The sequence below is a fragment of the Luteibacter sp. ME-Dv--P-043b genome (genome assembly GCF_030209605.1).
Classification (GTDB): Bacteria; Pseudomonadota; Gammaproteobacteria; order Xanthomonadales; family Rhodanobacteraceae; genus Luteibacter.
This window is the reverse complement of record NZ_JARVRT010000012.1, coordinates 268,266-289,565: the sequence shown is the minus strand read 5'-3', so window position 1 is coordinate 289,565 and position 21,300 is coordinate 268,266. Positions and strand designations below refer to the sequence as shown.

Below are 21,300 nucleotides of genomic sequence, written 5' to 3'. Positions count from 1 at the left end.
GCCACACTCCGCTCTCGACTTCGAATCTACCCCATCGAAAAGACACAAGCGCACGATGTGCGCGAATGGCACGCCACATGCGCGAATGGCCTACGATGGCCATCGGCTCGGAACGTTATTGCAGCAGCCGGTTGATCGCTTCGATGTCCTTGAGTTCGGCAATGCCGGCGGCGCGCTTGAGTCGCAGCTTGTTGAGGATGAACTGATGGCGCAGTGCGGTGTACTGCGTGCGAATCTCGGCCAGCGTCTGGATCGCCACGACCACGTTGGTCAGGCTCTGCGTGCCGATGTCGTAGCCCGCGCGCATCGACGCCAGCGCCTTCTTGCCCGATTCCACCGCCTCGCGCGCGTCGCCGACCTGGCCGATGCCGGCGGTCACCAGGTTGAAGTAGTTGGTGGTGTCACGCGCCGTCTGTCGACGCAGCGACTCCAGGTCGCCTTCGTCCGCGTCGCGCTGGTGGATCGCCTGGCGCACCTGCGACTGGGTCAGTCCGCCGCTGAACAGCGGTACCGCCAGCACCAGTCCGACCGTGGTGGTACCCGTGCCGTACCCGGCGCCACCGCGCACGCCGTTGCGCCACGCGCCGGCCTTGTCGTAGTTCACGGCGAGGTTGACGGTCGGCAGGTGTCCGCTGCGGGCCGCGGCGATCGCGTGCTCGTCCGCCCGGACCAGGTGGCTGGCCGCCATCACGTCCGGGCTTTGGCGCATGGCCTGTTCCACCCAGGCGTTGGCGTCGTCGGGTGCGGGCGCTTCCATCGGCAGGTCTTCGCGCAGGGCCTTCAGCGTGCCGGGCTCCTTGCCGGTCAGCTGCTGCAACGCACGCCGCGCATCCTTCAGCGAGGTCTCCGCATCCACGCGCGACGACTTGATGTAGAGGTAATACGCGCGCGACTGCGTGAGGTCGGCTTCCGGCGCCAGTCCGTTCTTGAACAGCGTGGTGGCCTGGTCGTACTGCTGCTTATAGGCATCTTCGTACGAGCGGAACACCTCCACCTGGTCCTGCGCCACCAGCACGTCGAAGTAGGCCGTGGTCGCGCGGACGTACAGATCCTGCAGTTCGCCCTGGTATGTCGCGTCCTGGGCCTGGGCCGTCGCGGCCGCCTGCCGCTCCCGCGAGAACTTCGACAGGTCCAGCACCGTCTGGTCGAGGGTCAGGGTCAGGTCGCGTTGCCGGCTGTGCCCGTCCGTGGTGGTGGATGGCGCGGCGTCGCTGCTGGACTGCACGCCGATGTTGCCGGGATGGAACTGCTGCAGCTCGAGCCCGGCGGACAGTTGCGGCAGCAAGGCCGCACGCGCCTGGGGCACGCCTTCGGCCACCACCAGCCGTCGCGCGTCCGCGCTGGCCAGCACCGGATCGTTGGCCACCGCTTCGCGATAAACATCCATCAGGTCTTCCGCGACCGCTGTGGCTGGAAGGCCAATGGCGAGGGCCAGTATCGCCACCATGACGCCCGATACGTACCGTGTTTGCATGTCCCGCCCTGCCCGCCCTCGAAGATGAGGGGGGCGTTGCAAGCGGTGTGCCACGGCGAGGACGCGAGGGTCGGCACGCCACAGGCGGCCATGTCAGACGGCCGGACGGCCTTTTCGCAAGAGCTTGCGCCGGTCGGCGCCCATGTAGCGGCGGCGCCGACCCGTGTCCGCGGACGTTATCGCGCGGACACGGGCGGTCACGGGGAGCGGCCGCGTCAGAAGTTCCAGCGCACGCCCAGGTTCACCGCATCGCTGCGCTGGCGCTTGCCGATATCGGCGTTGTAGTACACGAACGTGCTGGCCTTGGGCGTAATGTCGAAGCTCATGCCCACGCCCGCCTGCCAGTGGTTGCGCACCGGCTCCGATCCCTGCACCGAGAACGTGCCACCCGGTTCGCCGGCGAAGGCATTGTTGACCGACACCGTGTTGTCGCGGGTGTTGTGCAGGTAGCGAACCATGACGATGGGATGCAGCTTCGTGCCTTCCACGCCCAGGTCCACATCGCCGACCAGGCGCGCACCGACGCCGTACTGCAGGCTGCTGGCGCTGGCGCGACCCACGCGCAGGTCCGCGTCGCCGGCATTCTTCTCGGTAAAGGCGTCGTACTTGACCTTGCTGTAATACGCGCCGACGAAGGGCTCGAGGTGCATGGCCTGACCCAGCGTGAAGCGGTAGCCACCTTCCAGCGAGGCGTTGGTGGTTTTGCCGTCGTAGCTGCCCGTGGCCTGCGGCGTGAAGCCGCCCACCGCGATGCGCCGCGAGCTGTCGGCGTTCTGCCAGCCGTACGACGCCAGGCCCTGCGCCCACCACTGCCTGTCGTTGAAGTACAGCGCATGCAGGCCGATCGCCGCCTGGTCGACATCCGTGTAGTCGCCGCGGCGATCCACCTCGGTGCGCGAGTTGGCAACGTTGGCGTGCACGCCCAGGCGCAGGTCCGGCGTCACCGGTGCGTCGGTACCGATCACTACGCCATGGATGCGGTAGTCGGTCTGCGCCACGTCCGCACTGTGGTCGAAGCTGCTGCTGGAGGTATACGGCTCGGCCCAGACAGCCGGACCACGCTCGCCGGTGTCACGCTGGAGCTTCAGGCGGTTGAACACCGTGTCCTGGTACTGGCTCTGGCCCGACAGCTCGGCGTTGGCGGCCGAGGCATAGGTTTCACCCGTGAGCGAATCGAAGGCGCGGATCACCTGCGGCGAGCGCAGCCCGCGCACGTTGCCCAACAGGGTGGACAGCGGGTCGCCACCGGAGACGGCGATCCGTTGCAGGGCCGTGGCCATCGAGCGCTGGTTGGCGCCCAGGCCCGGGAACCGGTCGAACGTGATGCCGCCCGAGCCCAGCCCGCTACCGGCCTGGCTGTAAGTCAGCGCCAGGTTGTTGCCGATCACCTGCCAGCTCGTGTCCAGGAACGGCAGGTTGCTGCCCGTCATGGTGCTGCCGGCATAGCTGCCGGTGATGCCCTGGGACGCGCTGATTACGTTGACCTGGGTGACCGGGCCGAACGACGTGCCGTTGTTCTCCACCGTCACCGTGCCGCCCAGCACCGCCGTGCCGTTGACGACGACGGCATCGGTCACGCCATTGGCGCCCGTGCGGATATAGGTGCTGGAGCCGGCGCCGAGGGTCAGGCCACCGACCGTCAGCACCGTACCCGGCGTGCCCGTACCCGCGGCCGCACCGGTCGCGCCCGGTACACCGCTGGGCGCCACCGTGCCGTCGACCACCACCGGACCGGTGACGGTACCGCCGCCGATGATCGCGCCGCCCGGGTTGATCGTGGCCGGCCCACCCAGCGTGCCGTTGACCGCGATGGTGCCCGCGACGACCGTGCCGCCCGGGAAATTCACCGTCGTGCCTGCGCCGACCGACAACGTACCGTTGCCCACGTTGAGGTTGTCGATGTTGTTGAACACGCCGCCCGGCAGGGTGGCATCGCCCGAGCCCGTGACGTCGAGCGTGGTGCCCGGGCCGGTGCCGTTCACGGTGCCGGTAACCGCCGGCAGCTGTCCGAACCCGATGCCGATGGTGCTGCCGCCGCCGAGGTTGACCGTGCCGGCGATCGGGCCCGTCACCGTCACGACGTTACCGGTGCCGCCGAGGTTGATCGTGCCCGCGCCGCCGACGGCTATGCCGCCGTTGTAGGGGTTGCTGGCGTTGAGGATGCCGCCGTTGACGGTCAGGCCACCGGTGAAGCCGGCCAGCGAGCCGCCGAGGGTAAGGCTGCCGGTGCCTTCCTTGTCCAGGCCGCCCGTGCCGCTGAGGCTGCCGTTCAAGGTGAGGTCGGCCGGGCCCTGCACGGTGACGCCGTTGCCGCCCACCGTCACGGCATTGCCGAGCGTGACGCCGGTGCTCGCCTCCAGCGCCGCGCCGTCGATGCCGAGGCCACCCGTGCCGAGGGCCGTGTCGCTGCCGACCACCAGCGTACCGCCGCCGACCGTGGTGCCGCCGGTGTAGGTGTTGTTGCCGGTCAGGGACAAGCGGATCGTGCCTTGCTGCAACAGGCTGCCGGTGCCTGAGATGGCACCGGCCAGGGTCAGGTCGTTGCTGCCGGGCAAGGTCAGCGCGGCGTTGAGCGCGATGTCGTTCGCCAGTGTGGTGACCGCCGTGGTGTCGAGGCTGGCCGCGCCGCCGACGGTGAGCGCGCCGGTACCCAGGGCCGCGCCGTTGCCGACGGTCAGGCCACCGGCGTTGAGGGTCACGCCGCCGCTGAAGGTGTTGGTGCCGCCCAGCGAGAGCGTGCCCGTGCCGTTCTTGACCAGGCTGCCGGTGCCGGCGACGGTGCTGTCGAGGGTCGCATCGGCATTGCCCGCGAGGGTCAGTGCGTTGGCGCCGAGGTTCACGCTGCTCCCCGCCACGCCGTTGAGCGAGCCGATGGTCTGGTTGCCGGCGGCGGCGATGTCGAAGCCACCGGTGCCGGCCAGGGTGACAGCCCCGCCGCTGGCCAGGCTACCGCCCGCGCCGATCGCCAGCGTGCCGTCGTTGACCGTGGTGCCGCCGGTGTAGCTGTTGGCACCCGCCAGGGTGAGCGTCGCGCCGCCGTTCTTGGTCAGGCTGCCGGCACCGGTGATGGCACCGCCGAGCGTCAGGTCGTTGCTGCCCAGCACGGTCAGGCCCGCGTTGAGCGCCACATCGTTCGCCAGGGTGACGGGGCTGAGCGCGTCGAGCGTGCCCGCGCCTGCCACCGTCAGCGCGCCGGTACCGAGCGCCGCGTCGTCGTTCACCACCAGGCCGCCGGCGTTGAGCGTGACGCCGCCGCTGAAGGTGTTCGCGCCGCCGAGCGCCTGGCTGCCCGCACCGTTCTTGATCAGTGCGCCGGTACCGGCGATGACGCCGTCATAGGTGCCGTTGCCGACGCCGTTGAGCGTGAGCGTGCTGCCGCCGAGCGTGACGTTGCTGCCGGCGACGCCGTTGAGCACACCGATCGCCTGGTCGCCGCCGCCGGCGATATCGAACGCGGTGCCCGCGTTGGCCAGCGTCACGGCGCCCGTGGGCGACAGGCTGCCGCCCGCGCCGATGGCGAGCGTGCCGTTGTTGATCAGCGTACCGCCGGTATACGTGTTGATGCCGGTGAGCGTCTCGATGCCGGTGCCTTCCTTGATCAGCCCACCGGTGCCACCGATGCTGCCGCCGAAGGTGCCGTCCGTCGCACTGCCGACCGTCAGCGTGTTGCCGCCGAGGTTCACGGTGCCGTTGCCCACCAGGGTGCCGAACACCTGCGTACCGTTGCCGGCCGAGAGGTCGAAGATGGCGCCCGTGGCGAGATTCACCGTACCGGTGTTGAGCAGGCTGGCACCGGCGCCCAGGGCCAGCGTGCCGCTGTTGATGAAGGTGCCGCCGGCATAGGTGTTCGTGCCGTTGAGCGTGAGCGTCGCGGCCCCGTCCTTGGTCAGGCTGCCCGCGCCCGTGAGCGCGCCGTTGAGGATGATGTCATTGCTGCCCGCCACGGTGAGGCCCGCGTTGAGCAGCACGTCGTTCGCCAGGGTCACCGCATTGGCGGCATCCAGCGTGGCCGCGCCGCCGACGGTGAGTGTGCCCGTACCGAGCGCGCCATCGTTGCCGACGACCAGGCCGCCGGCGTTGAGGGTGACGCCGCCGCTGAAGCTGCTATTGCCGTTGAGGGTCTGGATGCCGGCGCCGTTCTTCACCAGCCCGCCGCTGCCGGTGAGGCTGCCGCTGAACGTGGCGTCCGTCACACCCGCCAGCGCCAGCGTGTTGCCGCCGAGGGCCACGGTGCTGCCGGCCACGCCACTCAACGAACCGATGGCCTGGTTGCCGGCGGCGGTGATGTCGAACGTGCCGGTGCCGGCGAGGTTCACCGCGCCCGTGCCGGCCAGGCTGCCACCCGCACCGAGCGCCAGCGTGCCGGCATTGATGATCGTGCCACCGGTATACGTGTTGGCCGCGGTGAGCGTGACCGTGGCCGGGCCGTCCTTGATGATGCCGCCCGCACCGGAGATCGCGCCGTCGAGGGTCAGCGCGTTGCTGCCGAGCAGGTCGAGGTTGGCGCCGCCGGCGAGGTCGATGGTGTTGCCCAGCGTCAGCGCGGCACCGGTATCGAGCGAAGCGTTGCCGCCGACGTTCAGTGCACCCGTGCCGAGTGCCGCATCGTCGCCCAGCAGCAGGCCGCCGGCGTTGAGGGCCACGCCACCGGAGAACGTGCTGGCGCCGCCGAGCGCCTGGAAGCCTGCGCCGTTCTTCACCACGCTGCCGGTGCCGGCGATCAGGCCGTCATAGACGCTGTTGCCGACGCCGCCGAGGGTGAGCGTGTTGCCGCCGAGGGTCACCGTGCTGCCGGCCACGCCATTGAGCAGGCCGATGGCCTGGTTGCCGCCGGCGGAGATGTCGAAGCCCGTGCCCGGGGCGGCGACGTTCACCGCACCGGTGGCGGCGAGGCTGCCGCCCGCACCGATCGCCAGCGTGCCGGCGTTGATCGTCGTGCCGCCCGTGAAGGTGCTGGCGCCGGTCAGCACCTGCGTTCCCGTACCTTCCTTGATCAGGCCGCCCGTGCCCGCGATCGCCCCGGCGAACACGCCGTTGGTGGGACCGCCGATGGTCAGGGCATTGGCGCCCAGGTTGACTGTACCCGCACCGGTGAGGGTGCCGAAGCTCTGCGTGCCGTTACCCGCCGACAGGTCGAAGGTGGCCCCGCTGGCGAGGTTGACGATGCCGCTGCTGGCCAGGCTGGCGCCCGCACCGAGTGCCAGCGTGCCGGCGTTGATGTTGGTACCGCCGGTGTAGGTGTTGGGGCCGTTCAAGGTGAGCGTGGCCGCGCCTTCCTTGGTCAGGCCGCCGGTTCCGGTGATCGCGCCGTTGAGGGTCAGCGCGTTGCTGCCCAACACGGTGAGGCCGGCATTGAGGGCGATGGCGTTGGCCAGCGACACGGGGCCGTTCGCATCCAGCGTGGCCGCACCGCCGATGGTCACCGCGCCGACGCCGAGCGCGGCATCGTTGCCGACGATCAGGCCGCCGGCATTCACCGTCACGCCGCCGCTGAACGTGCTGGCGCCGCCGAGGGTCTGCACGCCGGCGCCGACCTTGACTAGGCCACCGTTACCCGAGACGGCACCGTCGAAGACCTGATCCGTCGCCGTACCGAACTGCAACGTGTTGCCGCCGAGCGCGATGGCGCTGCCGGCCACGCCCGACAGGGCGCCGACGGTCTGGTTGCCCGCGGCCGAGACGTCCAGCGTTGCGCCGGCGTTGGCCAACGTCACCGCGCCGGTGCTCGCCAGGCTGCCGCCGGCACCGAGGGCCAGCGTGCCGGCGTTGATCGTGGTGCCACCGGTGTACGTGTTGGCACCTGCAAGCGTGAGCGTCTGCGCACCGTTCTTGGTCAAACTGCCCGCACCCGACAGCGCGCCGGCCAGCGTCAGCGCCTGGCTGCCCTGCACCGCCAGATTGGCGCCGGCGGCGAGGCCGATGGTGTTGGCGAGGTTGAGCGCGGCGCTGGTATCGAGCGACGCATTGGCACCGACGTTCAGCGCGCCCGTACCGAGCGCGCCGTTGTTGCCCAGCAGCAGGTTGCCGCCGTTGAGGTTCACGCCACCGCTGAAGGTATTGGCCGTCGCAAGATTGAGCGTCGCGTTGCCATTCTTGGTCAGGCTGCCCGTGCCGGACACCACGTTGTTGAGCGCCAGGTCCTGGTTGCCCAGCACGGTGAGCGCGCTGCCAGCTCCGAGGTTCACGGCGTTGCCGAGCGCTACCGCGGCCGTGTTGTCCAGCGTCACCGCACCGCCCACGTTCAACGCACCCGTGCCGAGCGCCCCGCTGTTGCCGAGCAGCAGGCCACCCCCGGTGACGCTGAGGCCACCGGTAAACGTGTTCGCGTTACTCAGCGTGAGTACCGACGTACCGCCCTTGGCGAGGCTGCCGTCGCCGGCGAGGACGCCGGCGAGTGTCACGTCCTGGCTGCCGGTCAGTGCCAGCGACGTGCCGCTGCCGAAGTTGACCGCGTTGGCGAGGTTGAGTGCCGTGGTGCTGTCCAGCGCCACCGCGCCACCGACGTTCAGCGCACCCGTGCCCAGTGCATCCGCATTGCCGAGCAGCAGGCTACCCGCATTGAGGTTGACACCGCCGCTGAAGGTATTGGCGCCATTGAGCGTCAATTGCGTCGTGCCGTTCTTGGTCAGGCTGCCCGTGCCGGACACCACGCCACCCAGGGTGACGGCCTGTGTACCGGGGAGCGTGAGCGTGGCACCGGCCAGGTTCACCGCGTTGGCCAGATCGAGCGCCGCACTACCGTCCAGCGTCGCATTGCCGCTCACCGTGAGCGGCCCCGTGCCGATGGCGTTGCTGTTGCCGAGCAACAGGCCGCCCGCATTGAGGTTGACACCCCCGCTGAACGTGTTGGCACCCGTGAGCGTCTGCACGCCCGCGCCGGTCTTCACCAGCGACCCGGTACCGCCGATGACGCCGGCGAACGTCTGGGCGGTGGCGTCGCCGAAGGTGAGCGCATTGCCGCCGAGCGCGATCGTGGTACCGGCCACACCGGACAGCGCGCCGATGGTCTGGTTGCCCGCCGCCGCGATATCGAACGCCGCGCCGGCATTGGCGAGGGTGACCGCGCCACCGGCAGCCAGCGTACCGCCCGCGCCCAGCGCCAGCGTGCCGGCGTTGATCAGCGTGCCGCCGGTGAAGCTGTTGGCACCGGTCAGCGTGAGCGTGGAGGCACCGCTCTTGAGCAAGCCGCCGTTACCGCTCACCACACCGCTGAACGTCGCCGGCTGTCCACCGAGCACATTGAGCGTGGCACCGTTGCCCAGGCTCATGGCATTGGCGAGCGTCAGCGGCACGCTGCCGTCGAGCGTGGTGGATGCATTGACGTTGAGCGCGCCGCTGCCCAGGGCGCCGCTGTTGCCGAGCAACAGGCCACCGCCGTTGACGGTCAGGCCGCCACCAAAGGTGTTGGCGCCGTTCAAGGTCAGCAGCGACGTGCCGGTCTTGACCAGGTTGCCGGGGCCGGAAACGACGCCGCCGAGCACCAGCGGCTGGCCACCCAGCAGGTTGAGCGTACCGCCGGTATTGAGGCTGACGTTGTTGGCCAGGGTCAGTGCCGTCGTGGTATCCAGCGTGACGTTTGCGCCGACGCTCAGCGCGCCGGTGCCGAGCGCACCCGCATTCCCGAGCAGCAGGCCGCCGCCGTTCAACGCCACGCCACCGCTGAAGGTATTGCCGCCTCCGAGCGTCTGCACGCCGGCACCGACCTTCACCAGCCCACCGGTGCCGATCAGCGTGCCCGCGTAGCTGGTGCTCGTGCCGAGGCCACCCGTGGTGAGCGTGGTGCCACCCAGGTTCACCGTGCCGCCCGCACCGGCGAGCGAACCGATCGTCTGATTGGCACCGGCGGAGAGATTGAGCGTGGTGCCGTTCACCAGCGTCACCGCCTGGGTCGGCAGCAGGGTGCCGCCCGCGCCCACGGCGAGCGTGCCGCCGTTGATCGAGAAAGAACCCGACAGCGTGTTGGCCGCGCCCAGGGTCAGCGTGCCCGCGCCCGCCTTGATCACGTTGCCCGCGCCGGACAAGGCGCCGTTGAGCGTGAGCGCCTGCGCACCGTTGAGGGTGAGCGTGGTGCCGCCACCGACGGCCACCGTGTTGGACAGCGTGGTCGCCGTGGACGCGGTGAGCGTGCTGGAGCCGGTGACGTTGACCGCGCCGGTACCGAGTGCCGCGTTGCCGCCGAGCAGGATGCTGCCGCCATTGAGCGTCGTGCCGCCACTGTAGGTGTTGCCGGCGGCTAGGCTCAGCGCGCCCGTGCCGGTCTTGGTCAGCGCGCCGGTGCCGGAAATCGCACCCGCGAGTCCCAGCGTGTTGGTGCCCTGCACGGTCAGGCCGGCCCCTTGCAGGTTGAGCGCCGTGGTGACGCCCAGCCCGTTGATGGCGGCTTCGAGTGCCGCACCCGACACGGTCGCCGTCGCCCCGAGGTTGTCCGCGGTGTTGAGCACCGCCGTGCCACCAGTCAGGTTGCTGGCGTTGGCGAGGCGACCCACCAGGGTCCAGCGTCCGCCTGTGATGTTGAGGTTTTCGAAATTGATGTACTGCGACGACGTGGCCGTATTGGCACCGTTGCCCGCGGCACTTTTCAGCGTCAGCGTATCGACACCGGTGCCGCCGTCGACGACACCGGCGGACGCGAAGTTGAGCACGCCCACGCCGAGCAGATCGGGTACGGACAACGCCACGCCCACGCCGGTGCTGCTGACGCTGGCGGCGGTGTCCGCCACGAAGGTGTCGTTGCCGCCACCGACGTAGACGCTACCCAGGATCTGTCCGTTGTTGATCAACGTGTTGGACGTGCCATTGAAGGCGATGCGCCCCTGCACCGTACCGCCCGCGGCATTGGTCATGTTGACGTTGCCCTGGCCCGACGCGACGATCGCCGGCGCATCCACGGCAAGCACGCTCACGCCGGCCAGCGGCTTGCCGCCGATGATGTTCGAGTTGACCAGCGTAGTGGTGCCGCCTGCGCCGTTACGTATGTCCAACGCCACGCCGCTCAGGTCGCCCACGTTGACCGAGGCAACGCCAAAGGTGCCGTACATGCCGCCGGTATTGGTGATCGTGTGGTTGCTTGCGTTGGCGTTACCGACGATGGTGCCCTTGGACAGCGCGCTGAGGATGCCCAGGAACGACGGATCGATCATCCCCGCGTTGTTCAGCGTCACGTTGTTGCCCGAGAGCGTCATCGCGGGCGTGAGCAGGCCGAGTACCGGTGCCACGCGGCCATCGGCGGTGACGTTCACCGTGAGGTTGTTGGCTGCCGTGTTGAACGGGTTGCCCACGGTCGTGCCGCCCGAGCAGGTCACGGTCACACCATCGCCGGGTGAGCCAGGCGCGCAATCCGCCCACACCTGCTGGCTGACCAGGCCCAGGAGGGTCGAGGCGAAGGCAAGGCCGATGCCCTTGCTGATCGGATGACGACGGACAGATTTCACACGGCGCTTGCTCATGACATTCCCCATAAGCACACGCGTCATCCGTCTGGCGGACGATCGCGCGCACTTCAGCGACGGCGCCGGAAACATTCCGGGCCGTGATGGACATCCGATCGATGACGTCCGCAAAACCTGCATGCGCAGGCGTTTGCTTTCGGGCGCAAGCCTAAGCGCCGGCATCGACGCTCCGATGCACAAATCTGGCGGTGGCTTTCCGGGTGCTTTCCAGGGAAGTGTCGGGAAAATCGACGATTCGGCAAACAGTGGACAAATGCGGCAACCGCGGTTCGTCTTTGCGACGGTTTACGCGTAAGTAGTCTTACTTAGAAAAGCGCTTTATTTATGCGTTTATATCGTGCTTACAGGTCGATGCCATGCGGCGTCCGCTTCACTTGCGTGAAGGGCGATTCCCTGCATGTTCGCGCAACGGTTTCTTGCCGGATAACGCTTGCGATTATCCGTGGCGCGGAGCGCGTTTCACCGAAAAGACGTGACGAGCTCTGCGCGGTTTTTCTCAAACGTGCACGCCTGCGGGAAGGAACGACCGCAGAAAGCGAGACAGCGTTTCGAGGTGCCCGGCGCCCGCGATAGCCCCGATGTAGCCGTCCGGCCTGATAAGGAACCCGTCGCCGTCGCATGCCGCGTAGGCCGACTGGAACACGCCGTCGCTGTCGCGCAGTTCGTGATCCGTGCCGACGTGATGAACATCGACGCCGGCAGGCCATGATGCGGTTTCCTCGTCGCTGTTGAAGATCATCAGTGTCCAGTGCCGGCCCTGCGTGAGTTCGAACAGGCGCTTGCGTGTGCCGTGCCGGGTGGTGAACCAGGCGTCGGGCGCACGATCGCCCGCACGAGGGCCGTACTGCCTTGACGGGGATTCGTAGCGCAACGGACTCGAGGCGTAGCCGATGTCCAGCTGGCGGGTCTCGCGACCACGTCGCATGTCACCCTGCCTCGCGGCATCGAGCAGACGCGTGGACAAGCCCAGCATCTCTTCCGCGACGGGGCGTCGTTCGTCCTCGTAGCTGTCGAGCAGCGCGTCCGCTGCGCCATCGCATACGGCTGCCAGTTTCCAGCCCAGGTTGTAGGCATCCTGGATGCTCGTGTTGAGACCCTGTCCACCGGTGGGTGGATGCACATGCGCCGCATCGCCGACCAGGAACACGTCGCCACTGCGGTAATGCGTGGCAAGCCGCGCACTCATGCGGTACACCGATACCCACGCGACATCGTCGACACGCAGGTCGGAGCCGCCGGTGCGTTGGTCTATCAGCGCCTGCACGCTGGCCACGTCGGTGTCGATGTCGCCCTCCGCCGCCACCGGCGCCTGCAACTGGATCAGGTCGGTGCCCTGCAGCGGGCAAAGCGCGAGTTGCCGGGACATGTCGCCGTCGTTGAAGCGATGCCAGTAACGCCGGTCCAGCCCATGCATTCGCAGGTCCGCAACCATGGCGCGAGCACCCAGCGTCTTGCCGGGAAAGTCGATGCCAAGCAATCCGCGTACCGTGCTGCGCCCGCCGTCGGCACCGACGAGGTAGCGGCAGGTGACCGCGCTTGCCTCGGTGGGCGTGCGCAGGCCCACGCGTATCGCATCCGCCTGGACCACATCCGTGACCTCGGTATCCCATTCCACGGCGCCGCCCAGTTCGCCGAGCCGCTCGCGAAGGATCGCTTCGGTGCGTGACTGCATCACCATCCAGGGGGCACCGTAGGGCTCGGTCGCCGTGGACCCGGCCGTCGCGATGGCCTGCTGCTCTTCCCGCCCACCGTCCGCGTCGTGAATCCATTGGCTGGGATAGGGCCCGCCCGCCGCCAGGATGCGATCGACGACGCCCAGGTCCGCGAACACTTCCAGCGTGCGTGGCTGGATACCCTTGCCGCGCGACCCTTCGAACGCCCCGGTGCGGCGATCGACGATACGATATGGCACGCCACGGCGGGCCAGTTCGATAGCGAGGGTGAGGCCCGCCGGGCCGGCGCCCGCGATCATCACGTGCGTTTGGACAGACATGCTCGGCTCCTGTTATGTGCACAATGCACATATTAAGGACGAGTCTACGGCGATGGATTAATAAGTGCAAGATACACATAAAAAGGCGACGTTCCGCGAACTGCACATGGCGATGGTGGCGCTGGTCGGCGTGATGAACCGCCCCCAGCGCGATGAGCAGCTGCTCGCCGCGGCGGGCGTCAGCCTCGATCGCGCGCTGTTTCCCCTGCTGGTGCTGGCAGGCCGCTTCGGCCCGATCGCCGTGGGCGAACTGGCCGATCGCGTGGGCCGCGATTACACGACCGTCAGTCGTCAGTTGGCCAAACTGGAATCCCTCGGGCTGATCATGCGTCAGCCCGGGCAGAAAGACCGTCGCATCACGGAAGCCACCACCACCCCGGCAGGCGTGGCCATGAACGCCGCCATCGATACGGCCCGCGAACGCATGGCACGCCAGATCTTCGATCGCTGGGAGGATGCGGATGTCGAAACACTGACCCGTCTTCTTTCCCGGTTCGCGCGAGAACTGGAGGCCGTGGACCCAGCACTCCACCTCCGCGACGACTGAGCGCACCGTCGCTCACCGGATCGCCACGGCTGCGCCGGTACAACCGGGGAAAGGCGGTTCCCACCGCCGGAGGCCGCGATCTTGAACGAAACCCTGGATGTGGCGATCGTCGGCGCGGGTGCCGCGGGCGTGGGCGCGGCGCGCCGCCTTGCGGCATCGGGGCAAAACGTCCTGCTGGTCGAGGCATCGTCGCGCATCGGCGGGCGCGCCTTCACTGTCGAGATCGATGGCCTGCCGCTCGACCTGGGCTGCGGTTGGCTGCATTCCGCGGATCGCAACCCGTGGACCGTGATCGCCGATGAAGCCGGCATCGCCGTGGATCGCCACAATCCGCCCTGGGGTCGCTCGATACCCCGACCCGGGTTTTCCGTGCAGGAGCAGGAAGAAGCCCGCGCCGCCTACGACCAGTGGCACGACCGGATCATGGATACGCCTTTGCCGAGCGACGTCGCGGCGGATCATCTCGTCCCGGGCGGCCGATGGAATGCCTACCTGCAGGCGATGAGCGGCTTCATCAACGGGGCCGACCTGGAGAAGTTGTCCATCGCCGACTACGCGCGCTACGAGGGCGCGGCCACCGGCGAGAACTGGCGACCGGTCCGCGGCTACGGATCGCTGGTCGCGGCGTCCCTGCCGATGGACACACCCTGCGCGCTGTCCACACCCGTGGAGCGTTTGGTGCTGCCCGATACCGGCGGCGTGAGGCTGGGCACGCCACACGGCGACCTGCATGCCCGCGCCGTGATCCTGACCGCCTCCACCGCGGTACTGAGCGGCCCCACGATCCGCCTGCCCGACGCCCTCGATCCCTGGCGCGAGGCGGCTGGACGGTTGCCGCTCGGGCACGATGAAAAGGTCTTCCTGCGCATCCTCGACGACAACGCTTTCCCGTCCGAGCAGCACGCCATCGGCAATCCACACGATGCGGCCACGGTGTCGTACCACATACGCCCGCTGGGCCGACCGATGATCGAGTGCTTCCTCGGCGGTGCGAGCGCGCGGCAACTGGCCGAGGAAGGCGTGATCGCCGCTTACGAGCATGTGATGAACGAGCTGGTGGCGCTGTTCGGGCGGAAGGCGCGTGAGAGCCTGCGGTTGTTGACCACCTCGCAGTGGCGGCACGACACGCGCATCGGTGGTGCGTACAGTCACGCGCTGCCGCAGTGGTCGTCAGCGCGACGGACCCTGGCGATGCCGTTCCAGGAGCGGGTGTTCTTTGCTGGCGAAGCGACGCACGAGAGCGCGTTTTCGACGGCGCATGGGGCGTATCTGAGTGGGGTTCGGGCGGCGGAGGAGGTGCTGGCTGCCATCGACATCACATGACGGACAACGTCGCCTGGGCTGCCGAACGTTCGGTCACGTGTGGCTGTCGCTTATTGACCAAGCGCAGCCTCGATCGGCGTCTCCCCGTCGATGAACCGCAGTGTCTTCCCCACGGCGATGCCACTCTCCAGCACGCTGGCAATAGCCCACGCCACATTGGCGCGGGACGTCTTGTCACCACCGGACGACGGGCCCTCCACCACATCCACCCGTCCCGAAGCGTCGTTGCCCGTCAGTGTGCCCGGGCCAAGAATGGTCCAGTGCAGTGACGTGGTACGCAGATAGGCATCGGCCGCGGCCTTGGCTTGCGCGTAGGCATAAAACCCATTGTCAGGGTCGACGTGGTCGATGCCCGCACCGATGTACGAGACCATGACGAAGCGTTTCACGCCCGCCTGGACCGTGGCATCCATCGTGCGGATAGCCGCATCGCGGTCCACGGCGTAGGTACGCTCGGGGCTACCGCCACCGGCACCTGCCGACCAGACGACGGTGTCGCAGCCCTTCAGTTCTGAGGCAATGGCATCGGTGTCGGCATGCTCGATATCGAATACCGACGGCTGCGCACCCAACGCGGAAATATCTGCCGCATGCTCAGGGTTGCGAATGAGTGCGCGCACATCGTGATGCGCAGCGACAAGACGGGGTATGAGCAGCAGCGCGACCTTGCCGTGGCCGCCGACAATGGCAATGCGGTTCATGGGGCTTCCGATTAGTGGTTTGCCCGGACTATAGCCATTGGGCTGTTGGGTTACCGTCTATGCGACCACTATCCCCAGGGGCGAGGCATTCGATTTACGATAGCGGCCTCTGGCTGGGCGTGATGGAAAAGACGATGAAGGCTACCTTGCTCAGCGATACCCGATTCGCCATGCGTATGGCGATCCTTATCCTTGTCACCCACGCCGTGGGCTATCTCACGCACGAATACGCGCATACAACGATGGCGTGGATGCTCGGCTACATGGCGAACCCCTTCGCGCTCGACTACGGCGGGCTCACACCGGCGAACCTCATCCTGCTGTCCGACGTCGGCGACAACGTGCCTTACGACGCCGTGTTCGCAAGCGGGCATGGGTCAGCCGCAGCGGCGATCGCCCTCGCGGGCCCTTTCATCGGCAATGCGCTGCTTTACGTGTGCCTGTACGCCGCATGCAGGCGTCGCGCGAGCGGGCGGATGGCTGCCGCCACGTTCTGGCTCTTGTTGATGTGCGCCGGTAACGTCTGGAGTTACGTACCCATTCGGGCGCTGGCGACGCACGCGGACATTGCGCTGGCCGCACGTGGTTTGCAGATCGGCACCGTGGCCTTGTTCCCGCTGCTGATGGTTCCATCGATGCTTCTGGTCGGACACTTCTTCGCGAAGGCCTGCCCGCTGTTCATACGAAACATCGCGCAAGGCAATCAGGCACGAGCACTACTGATGATCGCGATGACGACGACGTGGTTCTTCTCGTTCTTTGGACGCGTGGGCATGTCGGGAAGTTACGGCACGGCGGCACAGGTCTTCTCCATCGTGTCGGAAATCGTGTTGCTTCCCATCGCCCTTGCAGTCCTCTGGCATCAATGCGTGGCTGACGTCGACGCCTAAAGCAACGCTCCCGCGACATGCGCAGCGTCGTGGTAGTCCGCATGCTTCACTTGCGTTCGACAAAGGTGAAAGAGAAATATGCGATGCAGCGTCGGACAACGAAACCCTGCAGACGTTGAAACATCGCTCGATTAAGGCTTATTTCTGCGACTTCCGTCGCACGAACTAACTGTGCTGTATTCCGCACTAATTAGCCAAAACACATTTTTTGTGCGGTATATGGCACGAAACAACGTGAACCACGTCTCACAAAGCCGACTACGCAGTTAATGGAAATACCAGATCTGCCGGATTTGCATCAAGAAGCCTGCGCGTGTGCCGTCAGAGGAGAACACTTTTAGGACTGCTCATGACAATCAAACTCAAGATCACGCTGGTCATGGCTTTTTCACTCTTCGTCGCGTTACTCCTGGGTGGTACCGGGTTGGCATCGTTGTTGAGCATGAAAAGCCGGATGTCGGATCTCTACAACGATTCGATGGTGTCGATCATGGATGCGACGCGGATACGGGCTCGCACACTCGAGATACATGTTGCGACGAGCCGAGCCTTCCTGCGTATGAATGCAGAGTCCGTCGACCAGGCGGAAAAAATGCTGGTCGCCAACACGGCACTCGTCGATGCGGCATGGCGCGATTACTACCCCGCCCACACGTCCGAGGCCGACGAAATCGCACTGGCCAAGCAGTTCATCGTTCATCAGCAGACGGAAAGGCAACTCACGGCCAAGACACTTGCCGCCATCAAGGCCAAGGACGTGGCCGGCGCGAAGGAATTGCTGACCGGCCCGCTCGGCGCGGCCTACGATGCCGAAATGGCGGACATCGACCAGATCGTCAAGAGTGAGAAAAAGCAGGCTATGGCGTCCTACGATGCTGCCGTCGTCGCCGTCCATCGCACCGCGGTCTTCATGTTCTCCGTGGCGTTCCTCGGGGTTATCCTCGTTGCTATTGTTGGCGTGAAGCTCACGCGTGCCGTCATGCGTCCCCTGCTTCGCGCTCGCGAACTGGCCACTCGCATCAGCGAAGGCGAGCTGGATCACCGGCTGCAAGTGTCCGGCAAGGACGAGCTCAGCGACACGCTGCGTGCGCTCTCCGTCATGGACGCCAAGCTGTCGTCCATCGTTTCCGGCGTGCGCGAGAGTGCCTCCCAGGTGAACCAGGCGGCCCGCGACATCTCCGAAGGCAACGACGACCTGTCCGCGCGTACGCAGGAACAGGCATCCTCCCTGGAAGAAACGGCGGCGTCGATGGAAGAAATGGCCGCGGCGGTCAAGCAGAATGCCGAGAGCGCCGAAGCCGCCCGTACGATCTCGCGCGGACTGCGCGAAGACGCCCTGGCGGGCAGCGATGTCGCCGGCGACGCCGTTCAGGCCATGGAACAGATCACCCAGGCGAGCCGGCAGATCGGCGAGATTGCCGTGTTGATCGACGAAATCGCTTTCCAGACCAATCTGCTGTCGCTCAATGCCGCGGTGGAAGCGGCGCGTGCTGGCGAGCAGGGTCGTGGCTTCGCTGTCGTCGCGTCCGAGGTACGTTCCCTGGCACAGCGAAGCGCTGGCGCCGCGAAGGAAATCAAGGCGCTGATCGGAAGCACGGCGGAACGGGTGGAAGCGGGTGCCGCGCTGGTCGGCAAGACGGGTGAGGCACTGACCAAGATCCAGGGCGGCGCATCGCGTGTCGCCGAGATCGTCAGCGAGATTGCCGCGGCGTCGCAGCAGCAATCGGCAGGCGTCGAGCAGGTGAACCAGGCCGTGGTGGATCTGGACGATGTCACCCAGCGCAATGCGGCACTGGTGGAAGAGGCGAGTGCGGCCAGCCGCCATTCGCTGGAGTTGTCGGACGAGTTGATCAGGCAGGTGTCGTTCTTCCGAGTCGCCGACGCGGCAAAGGCCGGCAGCAAGGCATCGGCCGTGTCGCCCGCGCCGGCACCCCCGGCCGTGGCCGCACCGGCGCGTCCTGTCGCTGCCGTCCTTGCCGCTGCATCCCCAACCAAATCCCCTGCACGGCAGCCCGTAGAGAAGAAGGAGCTGGAGTCGGCGTGGCGGGAATTCTGAGTCGACCCGGCTGTCGGAATGAACCGGCGTCAGTCGAAGAAGATGCCGCGCAGTAACTCACACGCGCGGCATCAGCAACGCAGACAGGCGATCCGGCACGCCCGGTACACGACGCAATGCCGGGTAGCGCGGTCCACCGTGATAATCGAGCATGCCATGACGGATCTTGCCGTCTCGCTCGAAGTCGAACGAGACGGGCTGCCGCACGGACGCGGCAAGGGCCGACGACAACGCATCCGCGGTGAACGCCATGCCGTTCACCTGCGTGATACGCACACCCGGTGCCATGCCTGCCTTGAATGCAGGGCCGTCCCATACCACGCCACGGACCAGGCCCTTGTCGTCCACCGGCAAACCGAGCGAGTAACCGAGGTTGGACACACCCTCCGCCGCTTCGTCTTCGATGAAGCTGGCCGAGGGTGTCTGCACGTAGACCAGTTCCCAGCCTAGACCACGCAGGCCGTCCAGTACCCGGGAGTCCTTCGCGTGCAAGCGCTCGTCGAGAAATGCCTTCCAGTCCATCGGCGCCTGTCGTGCAAGCGCCTGGCTGACGTCGTCGAGGGTATACGTGGACGTGCCTGCATCCTTGGAAGAGACCGCGAAGAAATCGCGAGCGAAATCGTCGATGCCCCTGTGACCCTGCGAAGCGTCTTGCATGCGAGCATGCACATCGAGCCACAGCAGTACGCCTTCGGCGTAGTAATCCTTGCGCCGTTGCCACTCGGGCCACACGTTGGTGCGCCCACTGACATACAGCGGGTCGTTGGTCGTGTCCTGCAGATCCTTCCAGGTTCGGCCTAGATGCGCCTGCACGGATGCGGCATCCATCGCCAGTTTATCCCGTGTCTGCTGCAGCGTACGCATGCCGCTGCGCGCTGCCAGCACGCGGCCCCAAAACTCCGTTTGACCTTCATAGACCCACAGCAGGCTGTTGCGGGTGGGCACGTTGGGCGTCGCCAACCACGCATCCGCCGGCAGCCGCCAGCGACCGTTCCAGGCATGCACGTGCTCATGCGCGATAAGGTCGCGATTGTTGAGTTGGGCTTCGGGATGGCGCAGGTAGTCCGCAGGCAGATAGATTTCGGCGGATGAGGCGTGTTCGATGCCACCGGCCGAGAATGCATCGTCCAGCAGCACCAACGCATCGAAGCGAGCGTACGGAGCCCGCCCGAACACCGCCGAGGTTTCCGTTACCAATCGCTTCAACGCGGCTTCGTCATCGGGCGCCATAGCCAGATCCGCTGGATCCGTCGACATCAGGTCGAGCTGGACGGTGGGGGTTCCCGCCGTCAACGGCACGCGGCGGAGGTACCGGGCAGCGAACACGGGCGCGTCCAGCAGCGTCTCCATGGCGATTGGCGCGAACTGTACGTCGCCACCGTCTTGCGAGCGCACCGGTAACGCGGAGGCAATCTGCAGGCCATCGGGTACGGCAAGCGCGGCCTGAACCGGGATGTTCCTGGCAAACCAGCCGGCCGGATAGATCATCAGGTGCTGCCAGGCGATATTGACCAGATCGTCGCGAAGCAAAGCGTCATCGACGCGGGTGATGTACTGAAAATCCACCTCGAGGTGCCGCGCATGCGCCGGAATCACCACGTGGAATGCGTGCATGTCGATAGTGTCGCGTTCCCAGTCGAGCGTCTTCCCGTCGGCCTGTATCGTCAAGCCGGCCATGCTGGCCGCCGAGACGGTGTGCCCATGACTGGATAGTTCCCACTCCGGATACAGCAGGGTGACTGCGCCAGTGGCCTGCACCGGAATGACCTCGTGCACGCGGAAGACCTTGTGCGCGGTGTCACGCGCGTCCACGGACACGTCGATCTGTCCCTTGAACGCATGGTCGACGGGCAGAGGGATGGTGGATGGAGGCGTCGCAGGCATGGCATGGAGGCCTGCGGCCAGCGCAAGCATCGGCAAGCCGGTGGCCCAGCCCAACCTTGCGCGTCGCGACGGTTCGCGTACGGCGTGCTGCATTACCGGGTGACCGGTACCGCGACGCGTGCACCTTCATACCTATCAGTGGGAGAGAACAACCTCATGACGTCGTGCCCTGGTTCCGTTGGATCGGCAGGGCGCCGAAGGACTGGCTTACCGGCATCAGTTCGATCGCATTGATGTTGACGTGGGCTGGCAAGGTCGCCGCCCAGAACACGGCTTCGGCGACATCGTCCGGCGTGAGCGGCATGGTTCCGTCGTAGACGGCGGCGGCACGCGCCTCGTCGCCACCGAAGCGAACGACCGAGAACTCCGACCCTCCGGCAAGGCCCGGTTCGATGTCGGTCACGCGTATGCCCGTGCCCGCCAGGTCGGCGCGCAGGTTGAGCGAGAACTGCCGGACGAACGCCTTGGTCGCGCCATAGACGTTACCGCCGGGATAGGGGTACGTCGCCGCGATGGAACCGATATTGATGACGTGTCCGCGGCGACGCGCCACCATGCCCGGCAGGATGGCGCGCGTGACGTACATGAGGCCCTTGACGTTGGTATCGACCATCGTCTCCCAGTCATCGGGGTCCGCGGCATGCGCGGGTTCGAGTCCCAGCGCCAGGCCGGCGTTGTTCACCAGCAGGTCGATGGATGCGAGCTCGGCAGGCAGGCTGGACAACGCCGCATCCACGGCCGTCCTGTCACGCACGTCCATCTGCAAGGGGTGGACCCGTTCCCGGCCCAGCTCGTCGGCAAGGGCATCGAGCCGGTCACGGCGGCGGCCCGCGGCGATCACCCGGTGGCCTGCGGCCGCGAAGCGGCGCGCCATGGCGGCGCCAAACCCGGCGGTGGCGCCGGTCACGAGAACAATCATTGGAGTATCCAGGATATGGGATGACTCCCCGCATTATGCCGGGACGATGCCTCGCCACGCACCC

The 21,300-nt window shown here is 66.9% G+C and carries 11 protein-coding genes; 5 read left to right on the top strand and 6 right to left on the bottom strand.

The genetic code is table 11. From position 1 onward, the window contains the following. Positions 1-115: 115 nt before the first annotated feature. Together QRN34_RS07960 and QRN34_RS07955 are read right to left on the bottom strand one after the other, a co-directional pair. Positions 116-1,474 (bottom strand): TolC family outer membrane protein, encoded by a 1,359-nt coding sequence (locus QRN34_RS07960; RefSeq protein ID WP_285403474.1) that lies wholly within the window; start codon positions 1,472-1,474, stop codon positions 116-118. Positions 1,475-1,689: 215 nt separating this feature from the next. Then, positions 1,690-10,920 (bottom strand): autotransporter-associated beta strand repeat-containing protein, encoded by a 9,231-nt coding sequence (locus QRN34_RS07955; protein ID WP_285403472.1) that lies wholly within the window; start codon positions 10,918-10,920, stop codon positions 1,690-1,692. Between QRN34_RS07955 and QRN34_RS07950 the strand changes: the two genes are divergently transcribed. Continuing rightward, positions 10,919-11,218, top strand: coding sequence for a hypothetical protein (locus tag QRN34_RS07950; RefSeq protein ID WP_285403471.1), 300 nt, complete (start codon positions 10,919-10,921; stop codon positions 11,216-11,218). The two genes, QRN34_RS07955 and QRN34_RS07950, sit on opposite strands and share 2 nt — an antisense overlap. Positions 11,219-11,419: 201 nt before the next feature. Here the strand turns inward: QRN34_RS07950 and QRN34_RS07945 are convergent, their stop codons facing one another. Next, the gene (locus QRN34_RS07945; RefSeq protein ID WP_285403469.1) at positions 11,420-12,916 is read right to left on the bottom strand and encodes an FAD-dependent monooxygenase; all 1,497 of its coding nucleotides are present in this window, start codon (positions 12,914-12,916) and stop codon (positions 11,420-11,422) included. A 64-nt stretch (positions 12,917-12,980) separates the two neighbouring features. Between QRN34_RS07945 and QRN34_RS07940 the strand changes: the two genes are divergently transcribed. Both QRN34_RS07940 and QRN34_RS07935 read left to right on the top strand, forming a co-directional pair. Next, positions 12,981-13,463, top strand: coding sequence for a MarR family transcriptional regulator (locus QRN34_RS07940; RefSeq protein ID WP_285403467.1), 483 nt, complete (start codon positions 12,981-12,983; stop codon positions 13,461-13,463). Between the two features lie 81 nt (positions 13,464-13,544). Continuing rightward, on the top strand, positions 13,545-14,786 hold the full coding sequence (locus tag QRN34_RS07935) for an NAD(P)/FAD-dependent oxidoreductase (protein WP_285403465.1): 1,242 nt from the start codon (positions 13,545-13,547) through the stop codon (positions 14,784-14,786). Positions 14,787-14,836: 50 nt separating this feature from the next. Here QRN34_RS07935 and QRN34_RS07930 read toward each other — a convergent pair whose 3' ends face one another. Continuing rightward, positions 14,837-15,487: an SDR family oxidoreductase gene (locus QRN34_RS07930; RefSeq protein WP_285403463.1), complete on the bottom strand. Its 651-nt coding sequence runs from the start codon at positions 15,485-15,487 to the stop codon at positions 14,837-14,839. A gap of 122 nt (positions 15,488-15,609) precedes the next feature. On the opposite strand from QRN34_RS07930, the gene QRN34_RS07925 reads away from it, so the two are divergent. Together QRN34_RS07925 and QRN34_RS07920 are read left to right on the top strand one after the other, a co-directional pair. After that, entirely contained in the window at positions 15,610-16,377 is a 768-nt protein-coding gene (locus tag QRN34_RS07925) for a hypothetical protein (RefSeq protein ID WP_285403461.1), read from the top strand. A 349-nt stretch (positions 16,378-16,726) separates the two neighbouring features. Beyond that, entirely contained in the window at positions 16,727-18,433 is a 1,707-nt protein-coding gene (locus QRN34_RS07920; RefSeq protein ID WP_285403460.1) for a methyl-accepting chemotaxis protein, read from the top strand. A gap of 57 nt (positions 18,434-18,490) precedes the next feature. Here the strand turns inward: QRN34_RS07920 and QRN34_RS07915 are convergent, their stop codons facing one another. Together QRN34_RS07915 and ydfG are read right to left on the bottom strand one after the other, a co-directional pair. Next, entirely contained in the window at positions 18,491-20,317 is a 1,827-nt protein-coding gene (locus QRN34_RS07915) for a M61 family peptidase (protein ID WP_285403459.1), read from the bottom strand. Between the two features lie 154 nt (positions 20,318-20,471). After that, the gene (gene ydfG, locus QRN34_RS07910; protein ID WP_285403458.1) at positions 20,472-21,236 is read right to left on the bottom strand and encodes a bifunctional NADP-dependent 3-hydroxy acid dehydrogenase/3-hydroxypropionate dehydrogenase YdfG; all 765 of its coding nucleotides are present in this window, start codon (positions 21,234-21,236) and stop codon (positions 20,472-20,474) included. Between the last annotated feature and the right edge of the window lie 64 nt (positions 21,237-21,300).